This window comes from Rickettsia asembonensis (assembly GCF_000828125.2).
Classification (GTDB): Bacteria; Pseudomonadota; Alphaproteobacteria; order Rickettsiales; family Rickettsiaceae; genus Rickettsia; species Rickettsia asembonensis.
Genome location: NZ_JWSW01000073.1, coordinates 57,271 through 74,043, shown reverse-complemented (window position 1 = coordinate 74,043; position 16,773 = coordinate 57,271). Strand labels below are relative to the sequence as shown.

Below are 16,773 nucleotides of genomic sequence, written 5' to 3'. Positions count from 1 at the left end.
AGTTTGTCTAAAGTTGCAAATGATAAACGAGCTAAAATTGGTTGTAAAGGAGGTAATAATTTTTGGTATGGTTATAAAAAACATGTTAGTGTTGATATTCAATCAGGGATGATTAATAAGGTTGCAGTTACCCCTGCAAATGTTACTGATAGCAAAGGTTTTAAACATGTTATGCCACACTCCGGTGCTACATATGTAGATAAAGCATATTGTACAAAGCCTGTCAAAGATGCAGCCACTAGGAAAGGAGTGCATCTTTGTGCTGTAAAGAAAAATAACATGCAAGATAAGAATTTTGACCTTGATAAATATTATACAAAAATTAGAGCACCTTTTGAAAGAGTATTTTCACAAGATAATAAACGTGTCAGATATATTGGTATTGTCAAAATTCAATTCTCTGAATTTATAAAGGCTATATGTTTTAATTTGGAACGATTAACCGTTTTAATGGGTAGCTAATATTATCATAGATAACACATAGATAGTAACAAAATTTCTACTAATTTTGTATATACTGACCAAAATTTATCTTAAATTTAAACACAAATTTTTCCAAAAAAATATCCTTCCTGTAATTCTCTGCTTAATTCCTTATCTCTCAACACTTCCTTGTTAGGTTTCTGTGATAACTTAGTTCTTTCATATAGCATTTTATCGATATTGCTATGCAACTTTCTAACACTCCAATTTTCTTGTATAGACATATAAGCATAAAAAACTCTTTGATTCTGTTCTTTTAAAGGCAATAACTCAACGATATGACTCCAACTTAATTGGCGCGATACTGTCGCACTAATTTGTTGATTCTGAAAAGATTGATAAAACTGGTTCATTCGTATCAATGCTGTACGAGAAAATCCTCGCCCATATAAAGATAAAAGATCTTTAGCTAACATCTTTATAACTTCCTGCCCATACTCAGCTCTAGTACTTTTAAGTATTTCTTCCTGAATTCTTTTGCCGATATTCCAATATAACATCGTCATTTCATAATTAACTTTAATGGCAACTCGTACTTTAGCATTATCAATAAGAACACTAATATCTTTTATTAAATCAGGAGTATTTGCTGTTATTTCGTTCATAATGGATTTTCTATTAATAGACTTCCTGCATAAGTCATCTTATAAAGAGGAATTTGAAGGAGACACGGAACGCAGAACCGCAGCGTACACAAGCGTACGTGAGGATTCGAGTACCGGATCGACGTACAAATTACCTTTAGAAATGACTTATGTAGGAAGTCTATTATATTTTTTGATACTTTTAGTATATTTTAAATACTAAAAATAGTATTTTGGCTTTTTTATAATAGAATTACTAATCGTAGAATATACATTTCGATACAAAATAAATAAAATTTGCTTTTTTTTTCTTAAGCTTATATTTTAATTGGTAAGTTTATAATACGGAAATTTATGTCAAATACAGATAAGGAAAGAGCCATTGCCGCAGCACTCGCACAAATCGAAAAAAGCTACGGTAAAGGTTCGGTAATGAAACTAGGGCAGCGTCCGAATGTTGATATAGAAGCCATATCTACCGGCTCACTTGGGCTTGATATAGCTCTTGGAATCGGCGGTGTTCCTAAAGGTAGAATCATTGAAATTTTTGGTCCTGAAAGCTCAGGTAAAACTACTTTAACGCTACATTTAATTGCCGAAGCACAGAAAAAAGGCGGTACATGTGCCTTTATTGATGCCGAGCATGCCCTTGACCCTGCTTATGCTAAAAAATTAGGCGTAAATATTGATGAGCTTATTATTTCACAACCAGATACAGGTGAACAAGCTCTAGAAATTGCCGATACGTTAATTCGTTCCGGCGGTATTGATATGATAATAATAGATAGTGTTGCGGCTTTAGTACCAAAATCAGAGATTGAGGGCGAGATGGGTGATGCCCAGATGGCTTCTCAAGCAAGATTAATGAGCCAAGCTTTACGTAAACTTACCGCATCAATTAATCGTACTAATTGTATTACTGTTTTCATCAACCAAATCAGAATGAAAATAGGCATGATGTTCGGCAATCCTGAAACTACGACAGGAGGTAATGCCTTAAAATTCTATGCTTCCGTGAGAATCGATATAAGAAGAATCGGCTCCATTAAAGATAAAGAAGAAGTAATAGGCAGCCAAACTAAAGTAAAAGTAGTCAAGAACAAAGTATCTCCTCCATTTAAAACTGCAGATTTCGATATAATGTATGGTTCAGGTATTTCAAAAGAAGGTGAGATAATTGATCTTGGAGTTAAGCTTGATATCGTTGAAAAATCCGGTTCTTGGTTTTCCTATAATAACGTACGCATTGGACAAGGTCGTGAAAATGTCAAACAATATTTAAAAGAACATCCTCAAATCTCTAATGAAATTGAGAAATTAATACGTGAAAAATCGTCAAAAATTACTAATATAAATCTTGATCAAACGGAGGAAGAAAATGATTGATTTAACAGGTAAAACTTCCTTAATTACGGGAGCTTCAGGAGGCATAGGCGGAGCTATAGCGAGATTACTGCACAAACTCGGAAGCCATGTAATTATTAGCGGTAGTAATGAGGAAAAATTAAAATCCCTTGGAAAGGTTTTAAAAGATAATTATACGATAGAAATATGCAACCTTGCAAATAAAGAAGAATGTAGCAATTTGATATCTAAAGCATCAAAGCTAGATATTTTAGTATGTAATGCCGGTATTATTAGTGATACGCTAGCAATTAGAATGAAAGATGAAGATTTTGACAAAGTTATTGATATTAATTTGAAAGCAAATTTTATTTTAAATCGTGAAGCAATAAAAAAAATGATGCAAAACAGGTATGGACGCATTATTAATATATCTTCAATAGTAGGAATTTCAGGTAACCCTGGGCAGGCTAATTATTGTGCTTCTAAAGCAGGTTTAATAGGCATGACCAAATCGCTCTCTTACGAAGTTGCAACCAGAAGAATTACGGTTAATGCAGTAGCTCCAGGATTTATTAAATCAGATATGACAGATAAACTAAACGAAAAACAAAGAGAAGCCATAGTACAAAAAATTCCGCTAGGTACTTACGGTATGCCGGAAGACGTGGCAAACGCAGTCGCATTTTTAGCAAGCGATCAGGCATCATATATTACCGGCCAAACCATCCACGTAAACGGAGGAATGTTAATGGTGTAAAATTTTGTGCTAGCATAAAATAATTTTTTGTGCTAGAAGTTCTTTTAAAGATAAAATGCTATGAATATTTTAAATAAATATTCATACGTTAAAATAAAGTCTAATAGCTGAATAACCGCTATTATACGGCATATAAAATTAAATGATTTATGGAGTTCAAAATTATGAGTACAACGGACAAGATCGAACAGAAAGTTATTGAAATGGTCGCTGAAAAGCTAAATAAAGATAAATCGATAATAACTACGGATTCAAGATTTATAGAAGATTTGAAAGCCGATAGTCTTGATACCGTAGAGTTAATGATGGCAATAGAAGTTGAATACGGTATTGATATCCCTGATGATGAAGCCACTAAAATTAAAACCGTATCCGATGTTATAAAATATATCAAAGAACGCCAATCTTAATCTGCATAAATTAAATCCCTAATAGATAATTAAAAATGTCGAACCAAAGAGTAAATAAAAGAGTAGTTATTACTGGACTTGGACTTATTACTCCTGTTGGGCTTAATGTTAGCTCATCTTGGAAAAATATTGTAAATGGGATAAGCGGTATAAAAACTATTACGGAATTTGACACTTCTAAACTTGCGTGTAAAATTGCCGGACTTATAGATAACACTGAGAAAGATGGATTTAAACTTGAAAACTTCACACAAGCAGATGACGTTAATAGACTAAGTAAAATGGATAAATTTATCCATTACGGAGTAGCAGCTGCAACCGAAGCAGTTGAAGATAGCGGCTGGTTACCCGAAGATGAAGAATCTTGTGATAGAACCGGTTTGATATTAGGCTCAGGAATCGGTGGGCTTAAAATGATCGAAGATACCTCTATCAAACTTTATCAAGAAAATAACGGCAAAGTTAGCCCTTTCTTTATCCCCGCTTCATTAATTAATCTTTTATCCGGTCTTGTTTCTATAAAATACGGTTTTAGCGGTCCAAATCAAGCAGCAGTAACGGCTTGCTCTACAGGAGCACATGCTATAGGCGATGCTATGCGTATGATAAAGCACGGCTATGCAGATGTTATGGTAGCAGGCGGTGCAGAAGCTTCAGTCACACCTGTTGGAGTTGCAGGTTTCGTTGCTGCTAGAGCATTATGTACTAAATATAACGATAATCCTGAAAAAGCCTCAAGACCTTGGGATAAAGACCGCAGCGGTTTTGTTATGGGTGAAGGAGCAGGCGTTGTAGTCTTGGAAGAATATGAGCATGCCTTAAATCGAGGGGCTAAAATTTACGGTGAAGTTATAGGATACGGCTCTACAGGTGATGCGTACCATATGACAGCACCGCATCCTGAAGGTAGAGGAGCTTATAGAGCGATGAGAGATGCAATGCTAGATGCAGCTATCACTCCCGATATGATTGATTACATTAATGCACATGGCACTTCTACTAATCTCGGTGATGGAATAGAATTAGCAGCCGTACAAAAATTATTTTTAGAAGCGAATCCCCAAATTTTAATGTCTTCTACTAAATCATCAATAGGACATTTGCTTGGTGCGGCAGGAAGTGTTGAGTTTATCTTTTCAGCTCTTGCAATTCGAGATCAGATTGCACCGCCAACTTTAAATTTAGATAACCCTATGGATGAGGTTAAGATAGATTTAGTAAAATTAAAAGCTAGAGAAACTAAAATAGACTACGTGCTTTCCAACTCATTCGGGTTCGGCGGTACTAATGCTAGCTTAGTCATTAGGAAGATTTAGTCTGTATGCTATTTTGCTTATGTCATTCCTGCGAAAGTAGGAATCCAGTAAAACATATAAAAACAAGTTTTTATATGTTTATTCTATCAAATATGTAATTTTGTACCAATATTAAGGTTATTTTTCTGAATTCCTGCTTTCGCAGGAATGACATAAAAACTAGCCAATAATCAACCATGCCCCCAATTTATTACATAAAAGACGGTAATCTAAGTTTTGCAGATAAAGTAATTTTATCTGATTTAGAACTTTATTTATACAAAGGTGATAAGATTTGTCTTATAGGACGTAACGGCTGTGGAAAATCAAGCCTAATAAAAATAATCTCAGGGGATTACGAACTAGATAATGGCGAACTATTTCAAGATCCTGCAATTACAACCGGCTATTTACGACAAGATATTTCTATAAAGACTAATCTAAGCGTTTATGATTTTGTCTTACAACAAACAGATAGTACAAAAGAAATAGATAAATACCAAATCGATATAATTCTAGAAAAATTACAAATCAACGGAACAGATAACTTATCAACCTATTCAGGCGGTCAGCTTAGAAGAGCAAGCCTTGCTAAAGCTTTAATATTAGAGCCGGAAATATTACTACTTGATGAACCTACCAATCATCTAGATATTGAAACGATTGAGTGGCTAGAAGAATTTGTTAAATCTTATAACGGTGCTATTATTTGCGTTAGTCATGATAGAACATTTCTCTCAAATGTTACTAATAAAATTTGGTGGCTTGATAGAGGGATTTTACGTAAATCCGATAAAGGATTTAAATTTTTTGATGAGTGGCAAAATGTTATAATAGAGCAAGAAGAAGCAGCTCTTCGGAAATTAAATAAAAAACTATCTCAAGAGAATGAATGGTTAAATGCCGGTGTTACGGCTAGACGTAAGCGGAATCAAAAGAGACTTGCGGAGTTGAAAGCTTTAAGAGTAATAACAAGAGAACAGACTGAAAAACTAGCTAGTTCAAAACAAAGAGTTAGGGTAAAACTTGCCGAAAATATAGCTAAAAGTAAGTTCATTATTGAAGCAGATAATATTAGTTTCAGCTATAAAAACACTAAAATCATCGATAATTTTAGCTTTCGTGTAAAAAAAGGCGAAAAAATCGGCATAATCGGTGCAAATGGCTCAGGTAAATCTACTTTTATCAAATTACTGACAAAACAACTTACACCTGACTTAGGTAAAATTATATATGGCGGTAATTTAGATATTTCATATTTTGATCAGCATAGAGAAAAACTAAACTTTAATCATACATTACAACAAACTTTATGTCCTACAGGCGGTGATCAAGTATTTTTACCAAATGGTAAAACCATGCATGTTGCCGGTTATTTAAAACAATTCATGCTTAATCCTAAACTACTTAATGCAAAAACCTCTATTCTATCGGGCGGCGAAGCTAATAGATTATTACTTGCAAAAATTCTAATTAACCCTGGAAATCTGTTAATTTTAGATGAACCAACCAATGACCTAGATATGGATAGTCTAGAAATTTTACTAGATATACTTGCAGATTATTCAGGTACTTTAATAGTCGTGAGCCATGATCGTGACTTCTTAGATAGGTTAGTTACTAGAACTTTAGTTTTCGCTCAAGGTAAAATTCATGATTTAACAGGAGGTTATGAAGATTATAAGCAGTATTTTACTACGACTCCTATAGTCAAAAAACCTTCAAAACCACTCCCTTTAATTCCTCAAAAAGAACCTATAAATAAAAAGCTATCTTATAAATATCAGCGTTTACTTGAAACATTGCCCAACGATATTGAAAAGCTAGAAATATCCATCAAACACTTAGAAAAAGAACTTGAAGATGTTAATCTGTATTTAGATAATCCTACAAAATATAATTACATTACTAATCAATTAATTAATGATAAAAAGAAACTAGACGAGTTATTAAATCAATGGCTAGAAATACAAAATTAATTTTTGTTAAAACTTTCTTGACTTAATTATTAATTTTTGTTAACGTTTTATAGATGGTGGAAACACACATAAAAGGTTATTGTGAGTAAAATTATGAATAAAGAATATCCACAAGAAGAAAAAACAACTGATCCTCAAGCACTTAATGATATTAAAGCTATTCTTGCTCAAATTACCGCTACTAATAATCCTGCAGAGTTAAGTAGATTAGTAAGTGCAGCTCGAAATATTAAATCTGATAGTTCTTTTATTAATGATATAGCAGAAAAAGTAGAGGCTATAGCATTAAAAAAGCAAGAACTAGCAGAAAGCCAGCTTAATTCTGACATTACTCAAAAAGAGCTAGAACAGTTAGAAAAACAAAGAGAACGAGAAGAAGCAATAATACAATATAAAATGGAAGCTGCAAGACAAATTCAGGAACTTAATGCTATTCATGATAGATTTAAGAGCAAATTAGAAGAATATAAAAAATTATCTCCTCCTATAGAAACAATGGTTAAAATAAATGAAAAGGGAGAAGAGATAATTGATGAACAGGTGATTAATAAAAATATTCTAACTAAAGAAGAAATAGAAGAGCGTAGACAAAAACTTGCAGAACTTAAAGAGGAACAAGAAGAAGTAAATATAATAGTTAAAAAAACTAATGAAGAAAAAGAGATTATAGAAAAAGAGATTAATGATTTAACTGAGAAATTAAAAGATAAAAATTTATTACCTGAACAAATTAAAGAATTAGAAGAGAATTTAAAAGTAAAGAAAGAAAATCTAGCAGTTAAAAACACTGTAGTAAAAGAAGCTAGAAAAGTTCAAAAACACGTTCAAGAAGAAATAGAAAGTGTTAAGGTATTTCATCAAGAAAACCAAGAAAAAATAAATAAGCTTGGATATGCTATAGAGAAATCAAAAAGTACTCTAGATCCTAACAAACATCAAGAATTTAAACAGAAGCATTCTTTACTCAATAACCAACAGGAAGCAATAGTCAATAATAAAAATTTAAGCAGTGAAGATCAAGATATACGTAAAAATATATGTAGTAAAATTAATACTCAACGTGAAGCAAATAGAATAAAAGATTCTTTAAATAACCCAATAACCACCCCAAAGAATCACCAAGTTGAGCAAAGTAATCAAGTTCAACAAAAAAAACAAAATAACGTGTGGATAAGATAAAATTTAACAAATAAAATATAGGAGAAAATATGAGTAAACAAAATAATGATATGGATACATTAGCAGCATTACAAAGAATTAAAGCTAGAACAACAACTTTATCAAAGGAAATAAAATCTAAACCTATTACAAGTATGGTAACTACCGAAACACCACATTTAACAGTCGATCAGACTTTTAATCAAATGAATAATGATTATGAAGATCAGCAAACAAAACTTGCCGGCAAAGGTGCTAAAAAAGGCGGATGTGAAATAATATAATATTCTAAGAGCTTGAACTCTATATAGTTGCATCTTTTGTATCTTTTTGAATTAAGCAGGAGAGGCCTATTGCCTGTATTTTTTCTGACAATTTAAAGCTAATATCACCTGGAAATATTACATTAATTTGATCAAGTTTTAAATCTTCTAAGGATATTTGCATTGATTTTGTAATACTTAGTGTATTTGTATATTTAATTTCAAAACCTAAACGTTTACCATTTTTAAAAATTAAAAGATCTATTTCTGCTCCGTTATGAGATGACCAAAAATAGCATTCCTCAGCCTCAGCTTTATAATATCTAATAATTTGTTCTAAAGCAAAACCCTCCCATGATGCACCAATTTTAGGATTAGTATTTAATGCTTCATAACTATGTAACCCTAATAAAGTGTGATATATTCCGCTATCTCTAAAAAAAATTTTAGGAGTTTTAACCTGTCTTTTCTTAAGATTTTCATACCAAGGCTGTAAAACACGGATCATAAAAGTTCCTTCTAAAATATCTAAATAATACTTTGCGGTATGATATGAGATAGATAAAGAATTTCCAAGTTCTGAAGCATTAAATATATTAGCATGATAATGGCAAAGCATTAACCAAAACTTACGTAACTGCATAGACGGAATTGTAAAACCTAAATTTGGTATATCTCTTTCTAAAAATGTTTTAATATAATTTTGACGCCATAAAGTACTTAACTCTTCATCATCTGCAAGATAAGATAAGGGAAATCCGCCGCGTACCCATAATTTTTGAGTGTCTGACACTTCAGATAAGGTAAATGGTGTCATTTCAATATAGCCTATCCTACCGGCCAGCGTTTCAGAACCTTGTTTAATTAAGTCTCTTGATGCACTGCCTAGTACTAAAAATTTAATATCAGTTGTATCAACAAGAAATCTTAAAATAGGAAATAGATTCGGTTTATACTGAATTTCATCGATAATAACAAACCCTTTTAGATCAGATAAAGCAAGCATCGGTTCATTTAATCTTGCTAAATCTAAGGGATTTTCAAGATCAAAAATATTGATTTTAGAAATATTATAAGCTTCTGTGAATTGTTTAGAAAGGGTAGTTTTTCCGCACTGTCTTGGTCCTAACAAAGCACAAACTTTATGAGTTTTAAAATGTTTTATTATTGATGAAAGAAATTGTTTTCTAAGCATTTAAACTAGTACCATGAAAATTAGAAGTTAAGCTTCTAATTTTCAGTATAAAAAGAAAAAGTGATAAAGTCAAAAAGCTTTTTCTCGTTCTGCAACTATAATCTCATGTATTTTTTTAAGCGTCTGGTCGAAATCATCGTTAATAATTACATAATCGTACTCATTAGCATGTAACATTTCGTTTTGTGCCGACTGCATACGTAATTTTATTGCTTCTTCATTATCGGTTGCTCTATTTCTTAAGCGTTGTTCCAGTATTTCAATACTAGGAGGCAATATAAATATAGCAACAACATTAGTAGCATTTTTCTTAATGCTCTTTGCTCCTTGCCAATCAATATCAAACAAAACGTCCAAGCCTTGATTTAATAACATTTCGACATATTCTTTAGGCGTACCGTAATAATTATTGTATATTTTAGCATATTCAAGAAATTTATTCTGCTTAACTAATTCTTCAAATTCTAGATTGGTCTTAAAGTAATAGTTTATGCCCTCTACTTCTCCTAAGCGTGGTTTTCTTGTAGTTGCCGAAATAGATAACCGCAAATTATTATCTATTTTCAATAATACTTTAGCTAAACTTGACTTACCCGTACCTGAAGGGGAAGATAAAATTATAATCAGTCCTTTATTTTTTATTGTCATATTTTATGTTTTATTTCGTAGGTACAGCATATTCAGAAATATTCAGACAAGATGAATTTAAATGCAAACCTGCAAAAGCAGTAGATAAACTACGTGAGTACAGCCAAATCATACAAAATTCGCTTGCATCAACTTTATGAATTATGTCGTACTTTTCTTTTTATTACCTCATCCATAGTACAATTAAAGTATTTTGCTATTTTTAAGATTGTATCTATTTCAGGATTGAATTCACGATTAGCTTCCGCTCTCATAATTCTACTAACAGTTGTATAAGGGATATTAGTGACTTCGGCAAGATATTTACGATCTATCTTTTCTTGTTTTAATTTTTCTTCTAAAAATTCTTTCACTTTAGTCGCAAGTGCCATATTAATAACCTCTGAATAAATAAAGGATAGATATATACAAAGTTTGTCGAGTATTACCAGCCTTGTTACATGGATCGAAAAGCCTACTCAATGTCATCCCCGCATAGGTGGAGCTTTGTTGCATGGCTCGTTTTATGTCATTCCCGCGGAGGCGGGAATCCAGCATAAAGCGAGATAAATCGAGCTTTTAATTTTAAAAATTTGCTGTATTTATACCTTTTTTCTGGATCCCCGCATACGCGGGGATGACAATTGAGTAGATTTTCTGATCCACGCGGGAATGACATCGCACGGATTTTTCGAGCCATGCAACAACACAGGTATTACCAAACATTTTTTATAATTATAGGTAATTTATAAGACCTTATAACTACCAAATCAAACCTGATATTATAATTTCTATATTTAGAATTGCTACTTAAAAACATTTCAGCAGCCCTAGTAATTCTTCTTTGCTGATTGAAAGATACAAATCTATCATCAATTTTAGAGCTTCTTGCTTTGACTTCAATAAAAACAATTTCTTTATTACGTAACGCAATAATATCTATTTCACCGACATAATAACGTTTTCTATGATGTAGTATTTGATAAAATTTTAATTTATAGATTATTATACAAATATATTCAGCAATAATACCAAAATAGCCCTTTTTCATTATTCCTTAGATAACAATACTTGCACAAATTCCGTTTTAGATAGATCAGCTGCTACATTTACCATAACATCATGTTCCGTAACTTTAGACACATAACCCACTAAAATACCTGCAGGATAAATATTACCGTGTCCGGAGGTTACTATCTCCTCATCTTTTTGTACTAAATGATTGTTAGGCAAGTATAAAATTTTACTATTATTATTATTACCTGCTAAAATACCTTGTTCTCTTGAAGAATTAGCTTTAACAGGTATTCTAGAATTAACATCGCTAATTAACATTACTTTAGCATAATTATTACTCACTTCTATTACTTTTCCTATTAATTTTCCTGAATTAACAACGATTTGATCAGGTTCAATGCCTTGCTTTTTACCTGCAGAAATCAAAGCAGTTCTAGAAAAGGGATTAAAGGAAACACTAAGTAATTTAGTAGTAATGTATTCAAATTCTTCTTCCTCAGCAATCGTTAACAAATCTTTTAATGCAATATTTTCAGCTCTTACCGATTCTACTTCACTTTGCAAATGTTGTAATCTTGCTATTTCAAGTTTAAGTTCTATATTTTTTCGTTCTAAATCTTGAAAATAAACAAATTTTTGTGTTATTGAATTTATATATTCAAATATATCCTCATAAACTGCTAAACCGGTTGATACTATACTACCGGTTATCTCAAGTGATATACTAGATATTTTTTTAGGCGTAGTAAAAAATAAATATACAGACAATCCAAGCCCAAATATAACAAAAAAACGCTTAAGAGTATTTGATATTATTCTTATTAATTCTAATGAATTTGAAGAATTTTTTACTCTATTTGCAAGTATTGCCATTTTTAATCCTGTTTAAATAGTACATGTTTTAGCTTTGTAAAATCTTCAAGTACTTTTCCTGTTCCAAGTGCCACGCAAGAGAGGGCATCATCTGCAACTATTACCGGCAATTTAGTGGCTTCACTAAGAACAAAGTCAAGATTTCGTAATAATGAGCCGCCGCCTGTTAAAACAATTCCCTTATCAACTATATCCGAAGATAACTCAGGAGGCGTTGCTTCTAGTGCTACTTTTACCGCTTCAACAATTTGACTTACCGGTTCAATTAGACTATCAGCAATTTGTCTTTCGTTCAATATCATTTCTTTAGGAATACCGTAAATTAAATCACGTCCTTTAATTTCCATTTTTCTCGGTTCAGCGTTTTCATCTACATAAGCCGTACCTATTTCTTGCTTTATCTTTTCAGCAGTAGCCTCACCTATCAATAAGTTATAGTGCCTCCTTATATATGAGATAATAGCTTCATCCATCTTATCACCGCCGACTCTTACCGACCTTGCATATACTATGCCCCCTAGTGATAAAACTGCAACTTCCGTAGTGCCTCCTCCAATATCAACAATCATCGAACCGGTCGCTTCCGTTACGGGTAGCCCTGCTCCGATCGCTGCCGCCATAGGTTCTTCAATTAAATAGACATCCCTACCCCCTGCACTTTCTGCTGCTTCTTGAATAGCACGACGTTCAACCGGCGTAGAACCGGAAGGTACACAAATAACAATTGTCGGACCAAAAAAAGAGCGACGATTATGCACCATTCTAATAAAATACTTTATCATTTCCTCTGCACCCTTAAAATCGGCAATAACACCGTCTTTTAAAGGTCTTTTTGCTTCAATATCCGTAGGAGTACGCCCAAGCATCATTTTTGCTTCATGACCATAAGCATAAGGCACAAAAGCACCGTCTTTTTTTATTAAAGCAATAACAGAAGGTTCCCTTAGAACAATTCCACGACTTTTTTGATAGACAATAGTATTTGCCGTACCAAGATCTATGGCCATACCGGAAGAAAACCCTTCCAAAAATTTCATTATCATTTTATTTTTTCTCTCTAAATTCTAAAAACTTATTATATCATTCCTAGCTAAAAGCGACGTTGCTGCGTGGATACCCGAACCGTCATTGCGAGGAGCGAAACGACGCGGCAATCCAGAAAAATAATTAAAAAAATTCTGATATACAGAATTTTTTTCTTCCTTGCTTCGTCGAATTACTGCATAATTCTTCTCGCAATGACGAAAAATTTATCCACGCAACAATACCTTTCCGCCTATGCGGGAATGACACAGCATCAATACTTTATTCAAATCTCCTTATAATGTAAAATAATAAAGTTACTAATAAAAAATATTAGCATACTAGGCAATAAAATAGCAGCAATTAAAGACAAATTATTATAAGTAAGTATTTTTAATAATATTTCTGATAACGAATATGCTATAAAACCTGAAAATAAACCTAATATCAGTATTTTTTCTTGGGAATTATCACGCTGTTTAAGACTAATAAAACAACTTGCTAAAATTACGGTTGTCATCATCATTATAGGCTTAAATAATTGCTTGTAATAATAAATTTGATAATTAATAGCCGGTAAACCTGAATTTAATAATTCATTAATTAATTTAGGTAAAGCCCAAATAGAAACCATTTCAGGACGAATAAATTTATTTACTAAACTATTAATTGATAAATTTGTCTGTATAGTTAAATTATTGTAAGCCTTAGTTTCCTCTTTTGTAAAAACCTTAACTCTATTTAAATGTAACGTTTTATTTTCAATAATACCGTATAATGCATCAATTCTCTTTAAAAAAGAATTATTACTATCAACAAATAAAATTGTAATATTATTTAATTTTTTCTCAGCAATATTAATAAATTGTGTTTGAATAATTTGATTTTCATCATTTAAAGATTCAAAAAATAATAAACCTGATTTAGATATTATCCCCTCACTCAAGTCTTTTTTAGTTAGTTTTGCTTCTAATAACTCATATTTTTGTAAGCCTATAGTACCGATAGGATTCAATATAGTCGTAAAAACTATACCTAAAATTAAAGTTACAATACATGGAATAACAAGCACTTGCCAAATATGAATACCGCTAGATAACATAGCCGTTAATTCATTATTTTTTGTTAGATTTCTAAGAAGAAATAACATAGAGGTAAAACTAATTAACGAAGATACTTGACCTAGTAAATAAGGAATCTTATATAAGATAAGTCTCCAAAAAAAACTAAAAGGAACATAAATATTTTTGAATTTTTGTAAAAGATCAAAAATATTTGAAATGATTAATAGCCCAATTAAAAGAAATAATATAATAAAGAAACACTTAGAATATAATTTAGTAAGATACCAAGAAAGTGTTTTTAGATTAATCATTATAAATTCAGTGCTAATACGAATTTAAATAAGAATTTGTGTGGTGGGGCTGGTAGGACTTGAACCTACGACCACACCGTTATGAGCGGCGTGCTCTAACCAACTGAGCTACAGCCCCTTTTCATTTGAAATTTATATAATTATTATGCCGTTAAGTCTAGTAAAATTTTTATATTTTTGAGGTATTGTCTAAAAAACAGGGCAATGTGGATCAGTTTTTTCGTCATTGCTAGCGACTAAAGGCATTGTTGCATGGATTGAAAAACCTATTTTATGTCATTCCTGCGGAAGCAGGAATGACATAACAGGTTATAAATAAAAAAGGCTGAGTAGTAAACTCGACCTTTTAAGATACTATAATTAGTAAATAATTTTAGTGATGTACAACTGTTACAGCTCTACGATTATAAGCAAAAGCTTCTTCAGTATTACCCATCATAGCAGGTCTCTCTTTACCATAAGAGATTGTATTTAATCTGTTATGATCAATTCCTTTATGAGCTAAGAATTTTTTCGCTGCCATTGCTCTTCTTTCACCTAAACCTAAGTTATATTCTCTGGTACCTCTTTCATCGCAATGTCCTTCAACAGTAGCTTTTACTTCAGGGTGCTTTGATAACCAGCAAGCTTGTCTCTCTAGTTCTTCTTTAGCCTTTGGTGATAAAGCAGAGCTATCAAAAGCAAACCATACTGCATTTCCTGCATGCTTCTCGAAATCTTTCATTAATGAGGTTTCTTCACCTTGGTTCATATTACCGTCAAATTGCGGTGTTCTTTTTGTTGTATTACACCCTGCAAGCACAAATAATGCAAGAAAAGCTAATGTAATTTTTGTTTTCATAATTAAACTCCTTGAGATTATAATTTATTAATATTGAATCATTTTAGCTAGTTATAAAACTAAACTAACCAAAAGCTATGTGAGTTAGTATATATCATTATTTTATTAGTTTAAAGGCTAAAATATTATAAAATGCAATTACTCATGCAATTACTCATGAATAAATGTGGTAAAAATATCATTTTTATAATACGAGTAGACATTTTGGATAATATAGATAAATGAAGTTTAATGTAGAAAAGAGGAATCGATTTTGAAGCTTATAACCGGCAGCGTATATATAAATATATAATATGTGAGGATCAAGAAATATTAAACAACGACGACAATTTTTGAAATTCTACCTGAGTATATTCACCATCTAATTAATGCACTGCCCCAAGTAAGACCTGCACCTATAGCTGAAAATAGTAAAATATCACCTTTTTTTATTTTGCCTGATGCTTTAAGAGTACTCAAAGCAAGCGGAATAGAAGCTGCAGAGCAGTTAGCATGTTTTTCTACGGTTTTCACTACTTTATGCTCTTCTATATTTAATAGTTCAGCAAGTTTATTTATAATACGGATATTTGCTTGATGGGGTATAAAATAATCAATATCGCTTACACTGAATTGATTAGCATGAAGTAAATCTTCTATAGATTGTTGCATTTTTTCTATTGCATGACGAAATAATTTTTGCCCCTGCATAACTATCTTGCCACTAATACCATTCATACTTACACCACCGTTCGTGTATAATATTTCATAATCAGCCCCGCTTGAGAAGATATTACTATCTATTAAACCGGAATCATCACTACTACGCTGCAATATTACGCTACCGGCCCCATCACCGAATAAAACGCAAGTAGTCCTATCATTCCAGTCTAATAATGGCGTCATTTTCTCAGCTCCTATAAGCAAAATAGTTTTATATTTACCTGATGAGATAAGAGAATTCGCTACTTGTAAACCATAAACAAAGCCGGCACACACTGCTTGTAAATCAAAAGACGGTATATTAGTTAAACCAAGATAACCTTGAAGCTTAGAGGCGACTGAAGGGAAGCTATTATCCGGAGTAGTAGTACATGTAATAATTATATCAATATCATTTGCCGACACCCTAGCATCTGCTATAGCTTTTTCAGCTGATTTTAAAGCAAGATGGGAAGTATATTCTGTATCACCTGCTATATGACGCTGCGTAATACCTGTTCTTGTTCTAATCCATTCATCGTTAGTATCTACAAATTTTGCAAGCTCGTCATTACTAACTATTTTTGAAGGAAGATACCCGCCGCAACCAATAATTTTACAGGTCATAAAATCTTTAGGCTACTTCTTCTTCAGTTTCAATTTTCTTTGTTACTACTTGACGATTATTATAAGTACCGTCGACTAAAGAAACGTGATGTGGAAGCTTATATTCACCGGTTTGCGAGTCAACTATTACGTTAACTTTGCCAAGTGCTAAGTGCGAACGTCTCATGTTACGTCTTGATTTTGATGTTTTCTTCTTTGGAACTGCCATTATTAGCCTCTCTAAATATAAATTAAAAAG

21 protein-coding genes, 1 tRNA gene and 1 pseudogene are annotated in these 16,773 nt (G+C 32.1%); 9 read left to right on the top strand and 14 right to left on the bottom strand.

What is annotated here, in order from left to right:
* Positions 1-462 (top strand): transposase (locus tag SB78_RS05960; RefSeq protein WP_146625051.1); only part of this gene is annotated, 462 nt, incomplete at its 5' end.
* Positions 463-539: 77 nt separating this feature from the next.
* Here SB78_RS05960 and SB78_RS05955 read toward each other — a convergent pair.
* Positions 540-1,088 carry a DUF1016 N-terminal domain-containing protein gene (locus SB78_RS05955; RefSeq protein ID WP_241773791.1) on the bottom strand — a complete coding sequence of 183 codons (549 nt, stop codon included), beginning with the start codon at positions 1,086-1,088 and terminating at the stop codon, positions 540-542.
* Between the two features lies 1 nt (position 1,089).
* Between SB78_RS05955 and SB78_RS08435 the strand changes: the two are divergent.
* The 8 genes and pseudogenes from SB78_RS08435 to SB78_RS05920 all read left to right on the top strand — a co-directional run.
* Positions 1,090-1,239: pseudogene (locus tag SB78_RS08435) on the top strand (palindromic element RPE1 domain-containing protein); the annotation flags it as partial.
* Positions 1,240-1,421: 182 nt separating this feature from the next.
* Positions 1,422-2,453 carry a recombinase RecA gene (recA, locus tag SB78_RS05950; RefSeq protein WP_041079349.1) on the top strand — a complete coding sequence of 344 codons (1,032 nt, stop codon included), beginning with the start codon at positions 1,422-1,424 and terminating at the stop codon, positions 2,451-2,453.
* The gene (gene fabG, locus SB78_RS05945; RefSeq protein ID WP_041079347.1) at positions 2,446-3,171 is read left to right on the top strand and encodes a 3-oxoacyl-ACP reductase FabG; all 726 of its coding nucleotides are present in this window, start codon (positions 2,446-2,448) and stop codon (positions 3,169-3,171) included. Before recA ends, fabG begins: the two co-directional genes overlap by 8 nt.
* 149 nt (positions 3,172-3,320) lie before the next feature.
* Entirely contained in the window at positions 3,321-3,581 is a 261-nt protein-coding gene (gene acpP / locus SB78_RS05940) for an acyl carrier protein (protein ID WP_008579292.1), read from the top strand.
* A 35-nt stretch (positions 3,582-3,616) separates the two neighbouring features.
* Positions 3,617-4,897: a beta-ketoacyl-ACP synthase II gene (gene fabF / locus SB78_RS05935; protein WP_041079345.1), complete on the top strand. Its 1,281-nt coding sequence runs from the start codon at positions 3,617-3,619 to the stop codon at positions 4,895-4,897.
* A gap of 176 nt (positions 4,898-5,073) precedes the next feature.
* Positions 5,074-6,855, top strand: a complete 1,782-nt coding sequence (locus tag SB78_RS05930; RefSeq protein ID WP_041079343.1) for an ABC-F family ATP-binding cassette domain-containing protein — start codon at positions 5,074-5,076, stop codon at positions 6,853-6,855.
* A 93-nt stretch (positions 6,856-6,948) separates the two neighbouring features.
* Positions 6,949-8,034 carry a coiled-coil domain-containing protein gene (locus SB78_RS05925; protein WP_241773790.1) on the top strand — a complete coding sequence of 362 codons (1,086 nt, stop codon included), beginning with the start codon at positions 6,949-6,951 and terminating at the stop codon, positions 8,032-8,034.
* A gap of 29 nt (positions 8,035-8,063) precedes the next feature.
* Entirely contained in the window at positions 8,064-8,297 is a 234-nt protein-coding gene (locus SB78_RS05920; RefSeq protein ID WP_041079339.1) for a hypothetical protein, read from the top strand.
* A gap of 19 nt (positions 8,298-8,316) precedes the next feature.
* Here the strand turns inward: SB78_RS05920 and SB78_RS05915 are convergent, their stop codons facing one another.
* The 13 genes from SB78_RS05915 to rpmF form a co-directional block, all read right to left on the bottom strand.
* Positions 8,317-9,471: an ATP-binding protein gene (locus SB78_RS05915; protein ID WP_041079337.1), complete on the bottom strand. Its 1,155-nt coding sequence runs from the start codon at positions 9,469-9,471 to the stop codon at positions 8,317-8,319.
* Positions 9,472-9,540: 69 nt separating this feature from the next.
* Positions 9,541-10,119 (bottom strand): guanylate kinase, encoded by a 579-nt coding sequence (gene gmk / locus SB78_RS05910; RefSeq protein WP_041079335.1) that lies wholly within the window; start codon positions 10,117-10,119, stop codon positions 9,541-9,543.
* A gap of 134 nt (positions 10,120-10,253) precedes the next feature.
* On the bottom strand, positions 10,254-10,490 hold the full coding sequence (locus tag SB78_RS05905) for a helix-turn-helix transcriptional regulator (protein ID WP_039595196.1): 237 nt from the start codon (positions 10,488-10,490) through the stop codon (positions 10,254-10,256).
* A gap of 137 nt (positions 10,491-10,627) precedes the next feature.
* Positions 10,628-10,777 (bottom strand): hypothetical protein, encoded by a 150-nt coding sequence (locus SB78_RS09755; RefSeq protein ID WP_158510112.1) that lies wholly within the window; start codon positions 10,775-10,777, stop codon positions 10,628-10,630.
* Between the two features lie 36 nt (positions 10,778-10,813).
* Positions 10,814-11,149 (bottom strand): YraN family protein, encoded by a 336-nt coding sequence (locus SB78_RS05900; protein ID WP_041079333.1) that lies wholly within the window; start codon positions 11,147-11,149, stop codon positions 10,814-10,816.
* The gene (gene mreC / locus SB78_RS05895) at positions 11,149-11,988 is read right to left on the bottom strand and encodes a rod shape-determining protein MreC (protein ID WP_041079331.1); all 840 of its coding nucleotides are present in this window, start codon (positions 11,986-11,988) and stop codon (positions 11,149-11,151) included. The genes SB78_RS05900 and mreC overlap by 1 nt, the downstream gene beginning before the upstream one ends.
* A gap of 2 nt (positions 11,989-11,990) precedes the next feature.
* Entirely contained in the window at positions 11,991-13,031 is a 1,041-nt protein-coding gene (locus SB78_RS05890; RefSeq protein WP_040256378.1) for a rod shape-determining protein, read from the bottom strand.
* A gap of 124 nt (positions 13,032-13,155) precedes the next feature.
* The gene (locus SB78_RS11565) at positions 13,156-13,281 is read right to left on the bottom strand and encodes a hypothetical protein (protein ID WP_277813973.1); all 126 of its coding nucleotides are present in this window, start codon (positions 13,279-13,281) and stop codon (positions 13,156-13,158) included.
* A gap of 16 nt (positions 13,282-13,297) precedes the next feature.
* A complete protein-coding gene (locus SB78_RS05885) occupies positions 13,298-14,386 on the bottom strand; it encodes an LptF/LptG family permease (RefSeq protein WP_041079327.1) in 1,089 nt (362 codons plus the stop codon).
* A 41-nt stretch (positions 14,387-14,427) separates the two neighbouring features.
* Positions 14,428-14,504, bottom strand: a tRNA-Ile gene (locus SB78_RS05880).
* A 255-nt stretch (positions 14,505-14,759) separates the two neighbouring features.
* Entirely contained in the window at positions 14,760-15,227 is a 468-nt protein-coding gene (pal, locus tag SB78_RS05875) for a peptidoglycan-associated lipoprotein Pal (protein WP_041079325.1), read from the bottom strand.
* 354 nt (positions 15,228-15,581) lie between these two features.
* A complete protein-coding gene (gene fabH, locus SB78_RS05870) occupies positions 15,582-16,535 on the bottom strand; it encodes a beta-ketoacyl-ACP synthase III (RefSeq protein WP_041079323.1) in 954 nt (317 codons plus the stop codon).
* 7 nt (positions 16,536-16,542) lie between these two features.
* A complete protein-coding gene (gene rpmF, locus SB78_RS05865; RefSeq protein WP_008579275.1) occupies positions 16,543-16,743 on the bottom strand; it encodes a 50S ribosomal protein L32 in 201 nt (66 codons plus the stop codon).
* Positions 16,744-16,773 lie beyond the last annotated feature (30 nt).